We start from the raw sequence: 16,343 nt of genomic DNA on the forward strand, positions 1-16,343 counted from the left end.
CCCCCCGATGAGCCCCTTCGAAGCACGCCTGTTCGCCGGGCATTTCCGCTCGCCGCAAGCCCATTCCTCGCTGCTCGACTCCTACGCCCGCGTGCTCGCGCGCTGGCCGGTGCCGTACGACAGCCGCTACGTGGAAACGCGCTACGGCCGCGCGCACGTGCTGGCGTGCGGGCCGGCCTACGCGCCGCCGGTGGTGCTGCTGCACGCGGGCGGCGCGAACGCGACGGCCTGGATCCACGTGATCGAACGGCTGGCCGGCGCGCTGCAGGTGTACGCGGTCGACATCATCGGCGACGCCGGCCGCACCGAGGGGCGCCGGCCCGCCTCCGAAGACGCGTACTGCAACTGGCTGGACGACGTGCTCATCGGCCTCGGCCGGCCGAAGGTGGGGCTGTGCGGTGTCTCGTTCGGCGGCTGGCTCGCCGCGGCCTACCTGCGCCAGAGTTCGCGCCGCGCGTCGAAGCTCGCGCTGCTGTCGCCGGCCAACCTCGAGTCTCCGGGCGCGGGCTACTTGCTGCGCGCGGGGCTGGCGGCCCTGTTCCCGAACGAGCGCACCGTGCGCGGCCTGCACGCCGTGCTGTCGTCGCCCGTGGTGGCTCCGCCGCCGGCCTGGGTGCTCGACGACCTGCTGGTGCGCGCGCGCAGCCAGCGCGGCCACCCCCGCCCGCCGGGGCGCATGAGCGACGACGACCTGCGCGTGCTGCCCCGCGACACGCTCATGCTGCTGGGCGGCGACGAGACGCTCTACGACCCGATGCACGCCTGGGCCCGCGTGCAGGCGCAGGCGCCGCACGTGCGCGCCGAGCTGGTGACCGACGCGGGCCACACGCTCGACAGCGACCAGCCGTTCAAGGTCGGCAATGCGCTCGTCGAGTTCTTCCGGCGCGACGGGTGGACGCTGTAGCGGCGGCGCCCGATTCCTGATTTTTGATTTCTGAACCGCGGCCGTTCAGCGCGCCGTCAGCGGCTCCAGCCCGGTCTTCGCGATGGTCGGCGCCGCGGCGGGCGAGTTCAGGTAGCGGATCAGCTGGCGCGCCGCGTCGGGCTGCTTCGAGCCGGTGGCGATGCCGGCCGAGAACACCGTCACGCGCTGCACTTCGGCGGGCAGCGGCCCGATGTAGTCGACGCCCGCGATCGGCAGCAGCTCGCTCACCTGCTGCAGGCCGAGCGCCGCGTCGCCGCGCGCCACCACCGTGCCGACGCGCTCGCTCAGGATGCGCTTGCTCCTGGGCAGCACGCGGTCCTCGATGCCGAGCTTCTTGAGCAGCTCGGTCTCGTAGTAGGTGCCGCTGGCGCTGGCCGAGTAGGCGATCGACGGCGCGGCCAGCAGCGTGCGCCTGAGCGCATCGACCGTGCCGATGTCGGGCCTGGGCGCGCCCTTGCGCACCGCGAAGCCGATGGCCGAGCGCACCAGGTCGACCTGGCTGCCCGACACCACCTTGCCCTGCGCAACGAGCGCGTCGAGCGCCGGGCGCGCCAGGATCACCACGTCGGCCGGCTCGTTGCGCGCGAGGCGGCTGGGAATCGAGTCGTCGGCGTTGCCCATCGAGGCGCCGTAGGCCGTCTTCACCGTGCGCCCGCTGCTGCGTTCGAATTCGGGGCGCAGGTCGTTGTAGGCGGCGGTGAAGCCGCCGGAGGTCATGACGTGGATGTCGCCGGCGGCGGCCCCGGCGGTGCCTGCGGTGCGCGCCGTGTTCGGGGTGCCGAGGCCACCGCAGCCGGCAAGCGCCAGCGCGGCGATCAGCGGCAGGGCGGCGCGGCGGGTCAGCGCGAGAAAGGGCTTCATGGGCTTGTCTCCTGGAGAAAAGGCCATCGTAGAAGCCGGGGCTGTCATTCGGCCCTCAGGAAATTCCGGGTTATCACGGAGCGCGGCCGGCCCTGCGAACCCGCGCCGGTGCAAGGTAAAGACGGCCGGCTTTACCGCCGGTTTACCGCTGCGCAACGCGCCGGACAGCCCAGGCTCCTGAAATGCGCGATGGCCTCTGGCAGGCCAACAATCCAACACCCCCAAGGCTCCAAGGATTCAGGATGATGAAACGCCCCCTGCAGAGGTTCGCGCTTGCCGCGGCCCTGATCGCCGTGAGCGGACACGGCTTCGCGCAATTCGGTGGCGGCGGAGGTGGCGGCATGGGCGGTGGCGGCGGCCGGCGCGGTGCGCGGCCCGACAGCTCGGCAAGCCCGCGCACGGGCGACGGCCTGTCCACGCCGGCGACAGCCGCGGCCAAGGTGCGCGACAAGCTCTACGACCTGCGCCTGCAGCTGATGATCACGCCCGAGCAGTCCGCGTCGTGGGACCGCTTCTCCGACGCGGTGTGGGACATGGCGGGGCGTGCCGGCATGGCAGCCGCCGCATCGGCCGACGACCAGACCGCCGTGCAGTTCGCGCAGCAACGCGCCGCGCAGGCGCAGGACCGTGCCCGGCGCGCGCAGGCGGTGAGCGACGCACTCTCGACGCTCTATGAGGCCCTGTCGCCCGACCAGCGGCACGTGGCCGACCAGAACCTGCCCGCCGTGATTCCCTGAGCGGCTCGCCGGCCTCGCCTGGCTTGCGGCGCTTCGGCTCAGGCCGCGAGGTCGAAGCAGCAGCCCGCGTAGTACGGCTTGTCGCCGCCGTCGACGAAGGGCACCTCGATCGGCTTGCCCTCGTTGCGCCACACGTCGCGCTTCTTGTAGCCGGCGCGCGCAAGCTCGGCCAGCAGGTCGTCGTGGTGCTGGATGCGGTAGGGGCACACGGCCACGCCGATGCTGTTGAGCGTGAAGATGGTGCGCTCGGGGTGCACGGCGGTGGTGTTCATGATGATGCGCTTGGGCTTCACATGCAGCGCCGACAAGATCTCTTCCATGCGGGTGGGCAGGTACTGCAGGCTGCCCGAGGCGTACAGCACGTCGCAGCCGCTGGCGTCGCGGTAGTCGGTGGTGAAGTCGAGCTGCGCGGTGGCCTCGCGCTTCACGGCCATGGCGCGCCCGCTCTCGACCACGCCGGGCACGTCGCACACGGTCCATTGCAGGTCGTCGGGGTAGCTCAGCACGCGCCGGAACGCGTAGTACTTGATGCCCACGTGGCCGCCCAGGTCGAACACGCGCGTCAAGCCCGCGTCGATGGAGCGGCCCAGCCAGAAGAGGCTCGGGTAGTCGTAGAAATAGATCTGCGGACTGTAGAGCTCGCCCGCGTCGGCGTTGGCATAACCCACGGCCTTGCTGGGCGGCGCACCGGCCTCTGCCGCGGCGAAGCTCTCGAACGAACCCATGAAGAGGTTCTCGTCGGTGTTGTTCAGGAACTTGCGCTTGTAGGCGCTTTCACGGGGCGGAAACTGCAGCAGGCTTGAGAGCATCTCTATCTCCGGTGGCGTGGTTCATTCTGAACGCAACCAAAGTATTCAAGACGTAAAACCATGTGCGGTTGGGGCGGTTACCCCCTAGGGGTTACATACCGCTGGCCAGCGCGGCCGCAGCCGCCCGCGTCTCCACGCCCAGCTTCTCGAAGATGTGCTCCAGGTGCTTGTTCACCGTGCGCGGGCTGGTGCCCAGGATCTCGCCGATGTCGCGGTTGGTCTTGCCCTTGGCGAGCCAGGAGAGCACCTCGGTCTCGCGCGGCGTGAGGGCCGCGTCGGCCAGCCGGGCCGCGGGGCCGTCGCGCTGGATTGCGAACAGCAGCATGGTCTCGCCGAGCGCCGCCGCGCCCAGGTTGCGCACCGACAGGCGCATGCCCGTGGCCGTGCCGATGGCGATCGACGCACCCGCCGCCAGCGCGGGTTCGATCGATGCGGGCAGCAGGCCGGGCGCCACCGGGTCCTCGAGCGCGTGCAGCCACAGCGCGGCCTGCGGCGAGCGCCACGCGATGCGCCCGCGCGTGTCGACGAACACCACGCCCATGCCCGCCACGTCGACCGCGTCGCGTGCCATGCGCGTGATGCGGGCGTTGCGCGCATGCGTGTGCAGCCGCGCCAGCACCTCCTGCGCGCGGATGGGCTTCACCACGTAGTCGACGCCGCCGCACTCGAAGCCCTCGACCACGTGCGTGGTTTCCGACAGCCCCGTCATGAACAGCACCGGGATGTGCGCGAGCGCGGGGTTGGCCTTGATGCGCCTGCAGGTCTCGAAGCCCGAGAGCCCGGGCATCAGGCCGTCGAGCAATATCGCGTCGGGCACCACCAGCTCGAGCCGCTGCAGCGCGGCCTCGCCGTCGGCCGCCACCAGCACGGTGTAGCCGCTGGACTCGAGCGTGTCGCACAGCATGCCGAGGCTGCTGGGCGCGTCGTCGACCACCAGCACCACGGGCCGTTCGGACGCCGCGCGCGCGGACTCAGGGGGAGGCGAGGGGAGTGTCTGCATCTTCTGCCAGTGCGTTGCGGAGGGTGTCGAGGTCGAAGCGCGTGACCATGCCGCGCAGCCAGGTGCAGGTGGCCGCCGCCGAGGGCGAGGCGGCGGCCAGCCGGTCGAGCGCGGTGTGCAGGCCGCGCACGTGGCCCATCTGCACTAGCCGCATGAGTTCGGCGCGGTCGTCTTCCGACAGGGCCAGCTGCGCCGGGCGCCGCGGCGCGGCGGTGGTGTTGCCGCCGTCGGTGGCGGGGCCCATGGCATCGGCCGCCGACAGCCACTCCAGCCCCAGGTGCCGCTCCAGCGTGGCGAGCAGCTCCGACTCGATCACCGGCTTGCCCACGAAGGCCTGGCACCCGGCGGCGCGCAGGCGCTCGGCCTGGTTCTCGAACATGTTGGCCGAGACGATGATGATCGGAATCTGCTCGAAGCCCGAGGCGCGCACCGACGTGGCGGTCTGCCAGCCGTCCATGTCGTCCATCGTCAGGTCCAGCAGGATGGCCGAGGGCAGCTCCTCGCGCAGGCTGTCGAGGCACTCGGTGCCGCTCGCGGCCTCGCGCACCTCGAAGCCCAGCGGCATCAGCATGCCCGCCAGCATCTGGCGCTGCACCGGCTGGTCGTCGACCACCAGCAGCGTGCGGCGCGCGCCGACGTAGCCCGACACCGGCTGCCGCGCCGCGCCGGCCCGGGCCTGCGGGCCGGGGTCGGCCACCTCGCGCAGGTACACGCGCACGCTGAAGGTGCTGCCCGCGGGCGTGGTGTGGGCCAGCACCAGCTCGCCGCCCATCATCGAGGTCAGCAGCGCGGTGATGGTCAGGCCCAGCCCGGTGCCGGGCTCGCCGCGCCGGCGGCCCGCGGCGCCGCGTTCGAAGGGCTCGAAGATGCGCAGGTGGTCCTGCGGCGCCACGCCGATGCCGGTGTCGACCACGTCGAAGCGCAGCACCTCGCGCCGCGCATCCACATGCAGCGTGACGGTGCCGCTGTCGGTGAAGCGCACGGCGTTGGTCAGCAGGTTGATGAGAATCTGGCGCAGCCACTTGGCGTCGGCATGCACCCACGGCGGCAGCTGGCCCGCATGGGTGAAGACGAAGGCCAGGCCCTTGTTCTCCGCCTGCGGCCGCACCATGTGCACCAGTTGGTCGAGAAAGGCCGGCAGCGCGAGCGGCGCGGGCTCCAGCTGCAGCCGGCCGGCCTCGATGCGCGCCAGGTCGAGCAGCCCGTCGATCAGCCCCAGCATGTGCTCGCCGCTGCGGTGGATGGTCTGCACCGCCTCGCGCGGCGGCGCGGCGGCGTCGCCCTTGAGCAGGATCTGCGAGTAACCCAGGATGCTGTTGAGCGGCGTGCGCAGCTCGTGCGTCATGCCGGCCACGTAGCGGGTCTTGGCCTGGTTGGCGGCCTCGGCGGCCTCCTTGGCGGCCTGCAGCGCGGCGTCGGTGCGGCGGTGCGCCTCGATCTCCAGCGCCAGCAGGTTGTTGTGGCGGTTCGATTCCTCCTGCGCCATCTGCCGGCTCTCGCTGCCCAGCACCACCCACCACGCGGCCACCGCGGCCACCACCGAGAGCAGCGCGAACACCTTGAGGAAGGCCATGGCGATGACCCGGTCGCTGGTGCCCGCCAGGGCCTCCTGTGCATAGACCACGCCGACCACCGTGGCCAGCAGCGCAATGAGCGAGGCCGCCACCAGCAGGTAGTGCGCCACCCGGAAGTTCAGCCGCGCCGACAGCGCCGGCGGCAGCAGCGCCTGCAGCCAGCCGCTCATCTGCTCGGCCGCGCGCGAGTCGGTCTTGCAGCGGTCGTGGCAGCGCGACTCGAGCGTGCAGCACAGCGAGCAGATCGGCGCGCTGTAGGCCGGGCAGTGCGCCATGTCTTCCGACTCGAAGCTGTTGTCGCACACCGAGCACTTCACGCTCTGGCCCGGCGCCCAGGGCGCGGTGTCGGTGCGCGCGAGGTAGTAGCGCCCGCGCGTGCGCCACGCCAGCAGCGGCGACACCGCCATGGCCGTCACCAGCGCGATGAAGGGCGAGAAGGCCTTGGCCCACTGCCCCAGCGCGCCCGAGTAGGCCAGCATGGCCAGCGCCGCCGCCACCAGCATGGCCACCAGCCCCACCGGGTTGATGTCGTACAGGTGCGCGCGCTTGAACTCGATGGCGCGCGGGCTCCAGCCCAGCGGCTTGTTGATGACCAGGTCGGCCACCAGCGCGCCCACCCAGGCAATGGCGATGTTGCTGTACACGCCCAGCACGTGCTCCAGCGCCGCGAACACGCCGAGCGCCATCAGCAATATCGCGATGACCACGTTGAACACCAGCCACACCACGCGCCCCGGGTGGCTGTGCGTGAGCCGCGCGAAGAAGTTCGACCAGGCCAGCGAGCCCGCGTAGGCGTTGGTGAGGTTGATCTTCATCTGCGACACCACCACGAACAGCACCGTGATGCCCAGCACCCAGGCCGGGTCGCGCAGCACGTACGAGAAACCCGTGAGGTACATCTGCGTGGGCTCGATCGCATGGTTGCCCGGAATCTCGTGCTGCAGCGCCAGGAACGCGAGAAACGCGCCGCCCATCATCTTCAGCATGCCGGGCACGATCCAGCCCGGGCCCGCCACCAGCACCGCGGTCCACCAGCGGCGGCGGTTGGCCGCGGTCTTCTCGGGCAGGAAGCGCAGGTAGTCGACCTGCTCGCCGATCTGCACCACCAGCGAGAACGCCACCGTGGCCGCCGCGCCGAACATCAGCGGGTCGAAGCCGCTGCTGTCCGAGGTGCGGCCCACCAGGCCGGTGAAGTCGGCGTACAGCTCGGGCTTCTTCACCAGCACCGCGATGAAGGGGCAGACGAACAGCACGATCCAGATCGGCTGCGTCCACAGCTGCAGGCCCGAGATCAGCGTGATGCCGCGCGCCACCAGCGGAATGATGACGATCGACGACACCATGTACAGGAGCCACAGCGGCCAGTCGAGGTACATCTGCAGCGCCAGCGCGAGGATGGCCGCCTCCAGCGCGAAGAAGATGAAGGTGAAGCTCGCGTAGACCAGCGAGGTGAGCGTGGAGCCCAGGTAGCCGAAGCCCGCGCCGCGCGTGAGCAGATCCATGTCCACGCCGTGGCGCGCGGCGTAGTACGAGATCGGCAGGCCGGTGAGGAAGGTGATGAGCCCCACCACCAGGATGGCCCACAGCGCGTTCGAGAAGCCGTAGCTCAGCGCAATGGCGCCGCCGATGGCCTCCAGCGCCAGGAACGAGGTGGCGCCGAAGGCCGCGTTGGCCACGCGGAACTCCGACCACTTGCGAAAGCTGCGCGGCGTGTAGCGCAGCGCGTAGTCCTCCAGCGTCTCGTTCGCGACCCAGGCGTTGTAGTCGCGGCGGATGCGAAAGATCTTCTGTCCGGAGACGGAGGTCATGGTGGGTTCTCGCGGCGGTGGCATGAGGCAGGTACAGCAAGAAGCGCTCCCTGCGCCTTTGCTCGTCCTGTGGGGGCCGTTGTCTTGCCCGCGAGTCTGCGGGCAGGGCGCGTGCACGGCGCTACGTTGAATGACGTATTCGCGCGGATGCAGGTGATTTCTAAAGTACCAGCCATGGTGCTCGGGGCACCGTCCGATGCACTTCGATGGTGCGCGGCCCACCCATGTTCATTCCCCTGTTCTTCAACCTGCTGGAGTTTCCTGATGTCGCGTGATTCCGATCTTTCTCTCGATGCCTTGGCATTGCGCCGCCGGCGTTTGCTGCAAGGCGCCGCCGCGCTGCCCGTGATGGGCCTGAGCGGGCTGAGCTTCGGCCAGGGGCAGTTCCCCACGGCCAAGGTCAACACCACCAGGCTCGCGGTGACCGACACCGAGGTGACCGTGGGCCAGCTGCATTCGTCCACCGGCACCATGGCCATCTCGGAGACCGGCTCCATCCAGGCCGAGCAGCTCGCCATCGACCAGATCAACGCCATGGGCGGCATCCTGGGCCGCAAGATCAAGGTCATCAAGGAAGACGGCGCCTCCGACTGGCCCACGTTCGCGGAGAAGTCGAAGAAGCTGCTCGTGAACGACCATTGCGCCGCCGTGTTCGGCTGCTGGACCAGCGCCTCGCGCAAGGCCGTGCTGCCGGTGTTCGAGAAAGAGAACGGCCTGCTGTACTACCCCACCTTCTATGAAGGCCTGGAGCAGAGCAAGAACGTGATCTACACCGGCCAGGAAGCCACGCAGCAGATCATCTGGGGCCTGGACTGGGGCGCGAAGGAGAAGAAGGCCAAGACCTTCTTCCTGGTGGGCTCCGACTACATCTGGCCGCGCACCTCGATGAAGATCGCGCGCAAGCACATCGAGAACTTCCAGAAGGGCTCCGTGAAGGGCGAGGAGTACTACCCGCTGGGCCACACCAACTTCAACTCGCTGATCAACAAGATCAAGGTGGCCAAGCCCGACTGCATCTTCGCGGCCGTGGTGGGCGGCTCGAACGTGGCCTTCTACAAGCAGCTCAAGGCCGCGGGCATCACCGGCGACAAGCAGTTCCTGCTGACTTTGGCCGTGACCGAAGACGAAATGACGGGCGTGGGCGGCGAGAACTTCGCGGGCTTCTACTCGTCGATGAAGTACTTCCAGTCGCTGGACAACCCGAACAACAAGAAGTTCGTGGAAGCCTTCAAGGCCAAGTACGGCAAGGACGCCGTGATCGGCGACGTCACGCAGGCCGGCTACCTCGGCCCGTGGCTGTGGAAGGCGGCCGTGGAGAAGGCGGGCAGCTTCGATGTCGACAAGGTCGTGGCGGGCTCGCCCGGCATCGAGCTGAAGACGGCGCCCGAAGGCTACGTGAAGCTCGACGCGAACCACCACCTGTGGAGCAAGGCACGCATCGGGCAGGGGCAGGCGGACGGCACGTTCAAGGTGGTGGCGGAATCGGCCGAATTGATCAAGCCGGATCCGTTCCCCAAGGGCTACCAGTAAGCCGTCGTCTTTCTCCCCCGGCTTTGCTCCCTCCCCTCCCGGGGGAGGGCCGGGGTGGGGGCAAGCGGCCTTTGATGAAGCCTTGCGCTTGCGAGGGCCGCCAAGCCCCCATCCCGACCTTCCCCAAGGGGGAAGGGGCCAATACCAAACCCAACTCCGGACTTCCCGCCATGACTCTGTCGGACATGATGAACATCGGCCTCATGCAGGGCTTCGCGGGGCTGAGCCTCTTCGCGGTGCTGCTGCTGATGGGGCTGGGCCTGGCGATCATCTTCGGCCAGATGGGCGTGATCAACATGGCGCATGGCGAGTTCATGACCATCGGCGCCTACTCGATCTACCTGGCCGCGCGCGTCACCGAAAGCCTGGCACCGGCGTTCATGCCGTACTACTTTCCGATCGCCATCGGGCTGGCCTTCGTGTTCGCCTTCATCACCGGATGGATCGTGGAGTGGGTGCTGATTCGCCACCTCTACAAGCGTCCGCTCGACACGCTGCTCGCCACCTGGGGCGTGAGCCTGGGCCTGCAGCAGATCTTTCGCACCTTCATCGGCCCGAAGGAAGTGAGCCCCACGCTGCCCGAGTGGCTCATGGGCTCGTGGACGCCGCACGAGGGCCTCGACATTCCGATCAACGGCCTCTTTGTGCTCGCGCTCACCGCGCTGGTCACTTGCGGCGTGCTGCTGGCGCTGCACAAGAGCCGCTGGGGCCTGCGGGTGCGCGCCACCGTGGCCAACCGCACCATGGCCAACGCCACCGGCATCGACACCAAGAAGACCGACCGCCTGACGTTTGCCATCGGCTGCGGCATTGCCGGCGTGGCGGGCGCGGCCTTCACCACCATCGGCTCGACCGGGCCGACCTCGGGCTCGCTCTACATCGTCGACGCCTTCCTGGTCGTCACCTTCGGCGGCGCGGCCAGCCTGCTGGGCACCGTGGTCTCGGCCTTCGGCATTGCGCAGACGCAGTCGATCTCCGAGTTCTTCATGACCGGCTCGACGGCCAAGGTGCTGACGCTGTCGCTGATCGTGCTCATCTTGATGATGCGCCCGCAGGGTCTCTTCGCCGTCAAGGTGCGCCGCTGATGAACCCGATTTTCTTTTGGAGAACGTTCCGATGAATTTCATCAAGGCCTCGATCCAGCGCTACCAGCTCGGCAGCCTCCTGCTGCTGGTGCTGCTGCTCGCGGTGGTGTTGCCGCTGTCGCTCGACATCTTCCGCCTCAACCTCGTGGGCAAGTACCTCACCTACGCCTTCGTGGCCGTGGGCCTCGTCATGGTGTGGGGCTACGGCGGCGTGCTGAGCCTGGGGCAGGGCGTGTTCTTCGGCATCGGCGGCTACGCGATGGCGATGTTCCTCAAGCTCGAAGCCTCCGACCCGGTCACCACGAAGATCCAGTCCACGCCCGGCATTCCTGACTTCATGGACTGGAACCAGATCACCGAGCTGCCCGCGCTGTGGCTGCCGTTCAAGAGCCTGCCGCTGAGCCTGGCGCTGGTGGTGCTCGCACCGATGGCGCTGGCCTGGCTCGTGAGCTTCGCGATGTTCAAGCGCCGCGTGGGCGGCGTGTACTTCGCGATCATCACGCAGGCGGTGGCGCTCATCTGCACGGTGCTCATCATCGGCCAGCAGGGCTACACCGGCGGCGTCAACGGCATGACCGACCTGAAGACCATGCTGGGCTGGGACACGCGCACCGACAGTGCCAAGTACATCCTGTACTACGTGTGCGTCGGCCTGCTGGTGCTGAGCATCCTGCTGTGCCGCTGGGTGCAGACCAGCAAGCTGGGCACGCTGCTGCTGGCCATGCGCGACAAGGAAGACCGCGTGCGCTTCTCGGGCTACGACGTGTCGAACTTCAAGGTCTTCACCTTCTGCCTGGCGGCGGGGCTCTCGGGCATCGGCGGCGCGATGTTCGCGCTGCAGGTGGGCTTCATGTCGCCGAGCTTCGTGGGCATCGTGCCGTCCATCGAGATGGTGATCTTCTGCGCCGTCGGCGGACGCATGAGCCTGGTGGGCGCGGTGTACGGCGCGCTGCTGGTCAATGCGGGCAAGACGCTGTTCTCGGAAAGCTTTCCGGACCTTTGGCTGTTCCTGATGGCGGGCCTTTTCATCGGCGTGACCATGGCCTTCCCGATGGGGCTGGCGGGCGTGTGGGAAGAAAAGATCCGGCCGTGGTGGAAGTCGCGCCGGCAGGCGTTGCGCGAAGCAGCGGTCAAGCCGCCCGTGACACCGGCGCCCATGGCTCCCGCCGCCACACCCTCCGAACCGACGCTCCCCGAAGGCGTCGGCAGCCAGCGCGCCTGAACCTGGAGCACCCTCATGAGCAACACCGACTTCGCGCTCGCCGTGGAAGACCTCACCGTGTCCTTCGACGGCTTCAAGGCCATCGACGACCTCACGCTGTACATCGACAAGAACGAGCTGCGCGTGATCATCGGCCCCAACGGGGCAGGCAAGACCACGCTGCTCGACCTGATCTGCGGCAAGACGCGCGCGAGCGCAGGCAGCATCAAGTTCAAGAACACCGAACTCACGAAGATGGCCGAGCACAAGCGCGTGCGGCTGGGCATTGGGCGCAAGTTCCAGACACCGTCGATCTACGAGAACCTCTCGGTGTTCCAGAACCTGGAGGTGTCGTTTCCCAAGGGCCGCTCGGTGTTCGGCGCGCTGGCGTTCAAGTGCGACGACGAGGTCAAGGCCAAGGTACAAGCCATTGCGCAGGAGATCGGACTGGCCGACCGCCTCGACACCGAGGCCGGCCTGCTGAGCCACGGCCAGAAGCAGTGGCTGGAGATCGGCATGCTGCTGATGCAGGAGCCCGAGCTGCTGATGCTCGACGAGCCCATTGCCGGCATGAGCGCGCGCGAACGCGAGCTCACGGCCGAGCTGCTCAAGCGCATCTGCCAGAACCGCGCGGTGATCGTCATCGAGCACGACATGGCCTTCGTGAAGCAGATCGCGCACAAGGTCACCGTGATGCACCAGGGAAAGATCCTCGCCGAGGGGCCGATGGAGAAGGTGCAGGCGGATCCGAAGGTCATCGACGTCTATCTGGGGCACTAGATGGAGTTCAGTCGTTCAGGGCTCGCTCACGCCGACGGGGTACCTTGCTCCGCGAATGTCCCCCGGAGCTGCGCCCCTCCTCCTTTATTTCGCTGCGCGAGGCACTCCATCGACCTGATCGTTTTGGGAGCCGGGGTTGATCGGCGAGCACTCAGAGCGTGTCCTCGTGAACAGGGCATCGGGTGCTCCCCGCAGCGAAATAAAGGAGGAGGGCGAAGCCCGGGGGACATTCGCGCAGGGGAGTACCCGGTGGCCTGTGCACGCGTCCCGTGCAAAACAACAAACGTACAGGAGCGCTTGAAATGAGCAACGTCATGCTGAAGGTCGAAGACCTGCACGTCGCCTACGGGCAGAGCGAGGCCCTGCATGGCCTGTCGTTCGAAGGCCATGCCAACGAAACCATCGCCATCATGGGCCGCAACGGCATGGGCAAGACCACGCTGTTCAAGAGCCTCATGGGCATTCTTCCGCTGAAGAGCGGGCGCATCGAGGTGGCGGGCCAGGACGTGTCGCGCGACGAAAGTTTCAGGCGCGTGGCCAAGGGCATCGCCTACGTGCCGCAGGGCCGAATGATCTTCCCCACGCTCACGGTCGAAGAGAACATCCAGACCGGCCTGGAGAACTCGAAGACGCGCCGCATCCCCGAGGAAATCTACGCGCTCTTCCCCGTGCTGTGGGACATGAAGAACCGCAAGGGCGGCAACCTCTCCGGCGGCCAGCAGCAGCAGCTCGCCATTGCGCGCGCCCTCGTCACCGACCCCAAGGTGCTGCTGCTCGACGAGCCCACCGAGGGCATCCAGCCTTCGATCATCAAGGACATCGCCAAGGCGCTCAACGAGATCCGCAAGCTGCGCGGCATCACCATCGTGGTGTCCGAGCAGGTGCTGAGCTTCGCGATGGACGTGGCCGACCGGCTCTTCGTGATCGAGGGCGGGCGCCTGGTGCACGAGACCGCGCGCGACAAGACCGATGTGGAGCACATCAAGGCCTATCTCTCCGTTTGACCCACCGATTCACCACAACCCCAGGAGCCACTGCACATGACGGACACGCTGATCAAGGTCGACCTGACCCAATCGCCCACCGAGAACGAGAACATCCACAACCGCTGGCACCCGGACATTCCGATGGCCTGCTGGGTCAACCCGGGTGACGACTTCATCCTGGAGACCTTCGACTGGACCGGCGGCTTCATCAAGAACAACGACAGCGCCGACGACGTGCGCGACATCGACCTGAGCACCGTGCACTACCTCTCGGGCCCCGTGGGCGTGAAAGGCGCGGAGCCCGGCGACCTGCTGGTGGTCGACCTGCTGGACATCGGCGCCAAGCAGGACAGCCTGTGGGGCTTCAACGGTTTCTTCTCGAAGAACAACGGCGGCGGCTTTCTCACCGACCACTTTCCCGAGGCGCAAAAGTCCATCTGGGACTTCAAGGGCATGTTCACCAGCTCGCGCCACATTCCGGGCGTGAACTTCGCGGGCCTCATTCATCCCGGCCTCATCGGCTGCCTGCCCGACAAGCCCATGCTCGACATGTGGAACGAGCGCGAAGGCAAGCTCATTGCCACCGACCCCGATCGCGTGCCCGGCCTGGCCAACCCGCCGTTCGCCGGCACCGCCCACATGGGCAAGATGACCGGCGAGGCGAGGGCCAAGGCCGCCGCCGAAGGCGCGCGCACCGTGCCGCCGCGCGAGCATGGCGGCAACTGCGACATCAAGGACCTGTCGCGCGGCTCCAAGGTGTTCTTCCCCGTGTACGTGGACGGCGCGGGCCTGAGCGTGGGCGACCTGCACTTCAGCCAGGGCGACGGCGAAATCACCTTCTGCGGCGCCATCGAGATGGCCGGCTGGGTGCACATGAAGGTCACGCTCATCAAGGGCGGCATGGCCAAGTACGGCATCAGGAACCCGATCTTCAAGCCCAGCCCCATCACGCCGCAGTACAACGACTACCTGATCTTCGAAGGCATCTCGGTCGATGAGAGCGGCAAGCAGCACTACCTCGACGTGAACGTGGCCTACCGCCAGGCCTGCCTGAACGCCATCGAGTACCTGAAGAAGTTCGGCTACTCGGGCGCGCAGGCTTATTCGATTTTGGGCACGGCGCCGGTGCAGGGCCACATCAGCGGCGTGGTGGACGTGCCCAACTCGTGCGCCACGCTGTGGCTGCCCACGGGCATCTTCGACTTCGACATCAACCCGAACGCCTCCGGGCCCGTGAAGTTCATCGACGGCAGCATCGACATGCCGCTGTCGCACGACCTGCGCTGAACGAAGGCCCGCCATGCCGACCTACGACTACGCCTGCGGGCAGTGCGGCGGCTTCGAGGCGCTGCGGCCCTCGGGGCAGCGCGACGAGCCTGCTGCCTGCCCTGACTGCGGATGCGCTTCGCCGCGCGTGCTGTCGGCCGCGCCGCGGCTGGCGTTGATGGCCTCTGGCACGCGCCGCGCGATGGAGACCAACGAGCGCGCGCGGCACGAGCCGGGCAGTTCGCGCGACTACGCGCGCTTCAAGCACCCCGCGGGGTGTGGCTGCTGCGGCTCTTCTTCGTCATCGAAGCGCGGCGCCACGGTGACCGCGTCCAGCGGCGCGAAGTCGGCGCCTTCACGGCGACCGTGGATGATCAGCCACTGATTTCGTGTCATTTCTGATCGACTTGTGTGCAGTCGTTTCAGATGTCTTGGTGCGGGCACCTTTTGCCCCAGCTGTTTCCATGCGGGACGCTGGGGCAACCCCTATTGACCATCGGCTTTTCAAGGCCGGCATTGTTTCAATAGCGTGAACGCCGCGGTTCCTTTTACCGGCGTTTTTGGGGTCGCTTCAGTCGCAAACTTCTCCTCACCAACCAAACACCTGAAGGAGATTGAAATGAATGCCTCGAAGATCCTCGCCGCTGCTGCTCTCTCGCTCCTGGCTGCTGCCGGAGCCCATGCAGAAACCTACGACGGCGTGCACGTCGTGAACTCTTCGGTCTCCCGCGCCGAAGTCGCACCGCAAGCCGCTGCCGCCGCACGCGCCGGCAACGAGTACAGCGATGCCTCCAGCGCTGGCGCCCAAGCCTTCACGTCGACCGCCAACCGCGCGACCGTGCAAGCCGAAGCCGTCGCCAAGGCCCACGACCCGCTCGCCAGCCTCGACCGCCGCGCTTTCTACCGCGACGAAGTGCCGCAAGCCTACAAGAAGCCCAGCGTGTCGTTCACGCGCCAGGCTGGCCTGTAAGCCGTTGCGTGCACATGAATGAAGAAGGGCCCTTGCGGGCCCTTTCTTCGTTGATGCCTGCATCTCGCTGACATGGCTTCTCGCTGACATGGCTCCTCGTTGATGCGAGCTTGCCGCTACGCGAGCTTTTCGTTTTCCTTGAGCACGCCCGCGCTGCGCAGGGCGGCGTCCAGCCACCTGGCCGCGGTGTCGCCCTTCTTGATGGCGTCGATGCGTGCGGTTTCGTCCTCGACCTTTTGCTTCGCTGCCTGCAGCAGCGTCTGGACCTTCTCGCGCTCGATGACGACCACGCCATCGGCATCGCCGACGACAAGGTCGCCGGGCCGGACGGCCACGCCGCCGACGGACACCGGATGCCCGATGCGCCCCGAGGCCAGCTTCGTCGGGCCGTTCGGGTTGGTGCCGACCGAAAACACCGGAAAGTCCATCGCGTCGATTTCCACGCTGTCGCGCACCGCGCCGTCGATCACCACGCCGGCAATGCCGACCTGACGGCAGGCGTTCATCATGATCGTGCCCATGAGGGCGGCGCTCTGGTCGCCCTTGCCGTCGATCACCAGCACGTCGCCGGGCTTGGCGAGTGCGATGGCGGCGTGGATCATCAGGTTGTCGCCCGGTCGCACTTCCACCGTGAGCGCTGTGCCCGCCAGCGTCATGCGGTGGCGCAGGGCCTGGATGCGGCCGTGCAGGGCGCCCCGGCGCCCGTTGACGTCCGCAAGAATGGCCGGCTGGAATGCGGCGGCCTGGCGGACCAGATCGGCGGGAACGCGCTCGAAGTCGCGAACGATGTCGGGAAGCTGGTTCATCGGGT

At 67.8% G+C, this 16,343-nt stretch carries 15 protein-coding genes; 10 read left to right on the forward strand and 5 right to left on the reverse strand.

Going from position 1 to position 16,343, the window contains the following annotated elements:
* The first annotated feature begins 7 nt into the window (after nucleotides 1-7).
* Nucleotides 8-904, forward strand: a complete 897-nt coding sequence (locus BM004_RS19570; RefSeq protein ID WP_177206540.1) for an alpha/beta fold hydrolase — start codon at nucleotides 8-10, stop codon at nucleotides 902-904.
* Between the two features lie 45 nt (nucleotides 905-949).
* Here BM004_RS19570 and BM004_RS19575 read toward each other — a convergent pair whose 3' ends face one another.
* Nucleotides 950-1,786: a substrate-binding domain-containing protein gene (locus BM004_RS19575; protein WP_093215961.1), complete on the reverse strand. Its 837-nt coding sequence runs from the start codon at nucleotides 1,784-1,786 to the stop codon at nucleotides 950-952.
* A gap of 245 nt (nucleotides 1,787-2,031) precedes the next feature.
* Between BM004_RS19575 and BM004_RS19580 the strand changes: the two genes are divergently transcribed.
* Nucleotides 2,032-2,523, forward strand: coding sequence for a Spy/CpxP family protein refolding chaperone (locus tag BM004_RS19580; protein WP_177206541.1), 492 nt, complete (start codon nucleotides 2,032-2,034; stop codon nucleotides 2,521-2,523).
* Nucleotides 2,524-2,561: 38 nt separating this feature from the next.
* Here the strand turns inward: BM004_RS19580 and BM004_RS19585 are convergent, their stop codons facing one another.
* The 3 genes from BM004_RS19585 to BM004_RS19595 all read right to left on the reverse strand — a co-directional run bounded on the left by BM004_RS19585 (nucleotide 2,562) and on the right by BM004_RS19595 (nucleotide 7,714).
* Nucleotides 2,562-3,332 (reverse strand): TIGR04325 family methyltransferase, encoded by a 771-nt coding sequence (locus BM004_RS19585; protein WP_093129688.1) that lies wholly within the window; start codon nucleotides 3,330-3,332, stop codon nucleotides 2,562-2,564.
* A gap of 91 nt (nucleotides 3,333-3,423) precedes the next feature.
* On the reverse strand, nucleotides 3,424-4,332 hold the full coding sequence (locus tag BM004_RS19590; protein ID WP_093129689.1) for a response regulator transcription factor: 909 nt from the start codon (nucleotides 4,330-4,332) through the stop codon (nucleotides 3,424-3,426).
* Nucleotides 4,304-7,714 (reverse strand): hybrid sensor histidine kinase/response regulator, encoded by a 3,411-nt coding sequence (locus BM004_RS19595; protein ID WP_256219961.1) that lies wholly within the window; start codon nucleotides 7,712-7,714, stop codon nucleotides 4,304-4,306. The genes BM004_RS19590 and BM004_RS19595 overlap by 29 nt, the downstream gene beginning before the upstream one ends.
* A gap of 264 nt (nucleotides 7,715-7,978) precedes the next feature.
* Between BM004_RS19595 and urtA the strand changes: the two genes are divergently transcribed.
* From urtA to BM004_RS19635, 8 genes are all read left to right on the forward strand, one after another.
* A complete protein-coding gene (urtA, locus tag BM004_RS19600) occupies nucleotides 7,979-9,244 on the forward strand; it encodes an urea ABC transporter substrate-binding protein (protein WP_093129691.1) in 1,266 nt (421 codons plus the stop codon).
* A gap of 170 nt (nucleotides 9,245-9,414) precedes the next feature.
* Nucleotides 9,415-10,329 carry an urea ABC transporter permease subunit UrtB gene (urtB, locus tag BM004_RS19605; protein ID WP_093129692.1) on the forward strand — a complete coding sequence of 305 codons (915 nt, stop codon included), beginning with the start codon at nucleotides 9,415-9,417 and terminating at the stop codon, nucleotides 10,327-10,329.
* 31 nt (nucleotides 10,330-10,360) lie between these two features.
* Entirely contained in the window at nucleotides 10,361-11,551 is a 1,191-nt protein-coding gene (gene urtC / locus BM004_RS19610; protein ID WP_093129693.1) for an urea ABC transporter permease subunit UrtC, read from the forward strand.
* A gap of 15 nt (nucleotides 11,552-11,566) precedes the next feature.
* The gene (gene urtD / locus BM004_RS19615) at nucleotides 11,567-12,310 is read left to right on the forward strand and encodes an urea ABC transporter ATP-binding protein UrtD (protein ID WP_093129694.1); all 744 of its coding nucleotides are present in this window, start codon (nucleotides 11,567-11,569) and stop codon (nucleotides 12,308-12,310) included.
* A gap of 314 nt (nucleotides 12,311-12,624) precedes the next feature.
* A complete protein-coding gene (urtE, locus tag BM004_RS19620) occupies nucleotides 12,625-13,314 on the forward strand; it encodes an urea ABC transporter ATP-binding subunit UrtE (RefSeq protein ID WP_093216345.1) in 690 nt (229 codons plus the stop codon).
* 36 nt (nucleotides 13,315-13,350) lie between these two features.
* Nucleotides 13,351-14,583 carry a formamidase gene (fmdA, locus tag BM004_RS19625; protein ID WP_093215969.1) on the forward strand — a complete coding sequence of 411 codons (1,233 nt, stop codon included), beginning with the start codon at nucleotides 13,351-13,353 and terminating at the stop codon, nucleotides 14,581-14,583.
* A 13-nt stretch (nucleotides 14,584-14,596) separates the two neighbouring features.
* On the forward strand, nucleotides 14,597-14,947 hold the full coding sequence (locus tag BM004_RS19630) for an FmdB family zinc ribbon protein (RefSeq protein ID WP_093215971.1): 351 nt from the start codon (nucleotides 14,597-14,599) through the stop codon (nucleotides 14,945-14,947).
* Nucleotides 14,948-15,181: 234 nt separating this feature from the next.
* On the forward strand, nucleotides 15,182-15,532 hold the full coding sequence (locus BM004_RS19635) for an alpha/beta hydrolase (RefSeq protein ID WP_093129697.1): 351 nt from the start codon (nucleotides 15,182-15,184) through the stop codon (nucleotides 15,530-15,532).
* Between the two features lie 116 nt (nucleotides 15,533-15,648).
* Here the strand turns inward: BM004_RS19635 and BM004_RS19640 are convergent, their stop codons facing one another.
* Nucleotides 15,649-16,338, reverse strand: a complete 690-nt coding sequence (locus BM004_RS19640) for an RraA family protein (RefSeq protein ID WP_093215974.1) — start codon at nucleotides 16,336-16,338, stop codon at nucleotides 15,649-15,651.
* Nucleotides 16,339-16,343 lie beyond the last annotated feature (5 nt).

Origin of the sequence: Variovorax sp. OK212, assembly GCF_900112425.1 — a bacterium.
In the GTDB taxonomy this organism is placed as follows: domain Bacteria; phylum Pseudomonadota; class Gammaproteobacteria; order Burkholderiales; family Burkholderiaceae_C; genus Variovorax.

Excerpts from the sequence above, each read along its gene's own strand:
- BM004_RS19585 (WP_093129688.1), bottom strand. The coding sequence starts at position 3,332 with ATGCTCTCAAGCCTGCTGCAGTTTCCGCCCCGTGAAAGCGCCTACAAG.
- BM004_RS19640 (WP_093215974.1), bottom strand. The coding sequence starts at position 16,338 with ATGAACCAGCTTCCCGACATCGTTCGCGACTTCGAGCGCGTTCCCGCC.
- fmdA (WP_093215969.1), top strand. The coding sequence starts at position 13,351 with ATGACGGACACGCTGATCAAGGTCGACCTGACCCAATCGCCCACCGAG.
- urtA (WP_093129691.1), top strand. The coding sequence starts at position 7,979 with ATGTCGCGTGATTCCGATCTTTCTCTCGATGCCTTGGCATTGCGCCGC.
- BM004_RS19635 (WP_093129697.1), top strand. The coding sequence starts at position 15,182 with ATGAATGCCTCGAAGATCCTCGCCGCTGCTGCTCTCTCGCTCCTGGCT.
- BM004_RS19590 (WP_093129689.1), bottom strand. The coding sequence starts at position 4,332 with ATGCAGACACTCCCCTCGCCTCCCCCTGAGTCCGCGCGCGCGGCGTCC.
- urtC (WP_093129693.1), top strand. The coding sequence starts at position 10,361 with ATGAATTTCATCAAGGCCTCGATCCAGCGCTACCAGCTCGGCAGCCTC.
- BM004_RS19595 (WP_256219961.1), bottom strand. The coding sequence starts at position 7,714 with ATGACCTCCGTCTCCGGACAGAAGATCTTTCGCATCCGCCGCGACTAC.
- urtE (WP_093216345.1), top strand. The coding sequence starts at position 12,625 with ATGCTGAAGGTCGAAGACCTGCACGTCGCCTACGGGCAGAGCGAGGCC.
- urtD (WP_093129694.1), top strand. The coding sequence starts at position 11,567 with ATGAGCAACACCGACTTCGCGCTCGCCGTGGAAGACCTCACCGTGTCC.
- BM004_RS19570 (WP_177206540.1), top strand. The coding sequence starts at position 8 with ATGAGCCCCTTCGAAGCACGCCTGTTCGCCGGGCATTTCCGCTCGCCG.
- urtB (WP_093129692.1), top strand. The coding sequence starts at position 9,415 with ATGACTCTGTCGGACATGATGAACATCGGCCTCATGCAGGGCTTCGCG.
- BM004_RS19580 (WP_177206541.1), top strand. The coding sequence starts at position 2,032 with ATGAAACGCCCCCTGCAGAGGTTCGCGCTTGCCGCGGCCCTGATCGCC.
- BM004_RS19630 (WP_093215971.1), top strand. The coding sequence starts at position 14,597 with ATGCCGACCTACGACTACGCCTGCGGGCAGTGCGGCGGCTTCGAGGCG.
- BM004_RS19575 (WP_093215961.1), bottom strand. The coding sequence starts at position 1,786 with ATGAAGCCCTTTCTCGCGCTGACCCGCCGCGCCGCCCTGCCGCTGATC.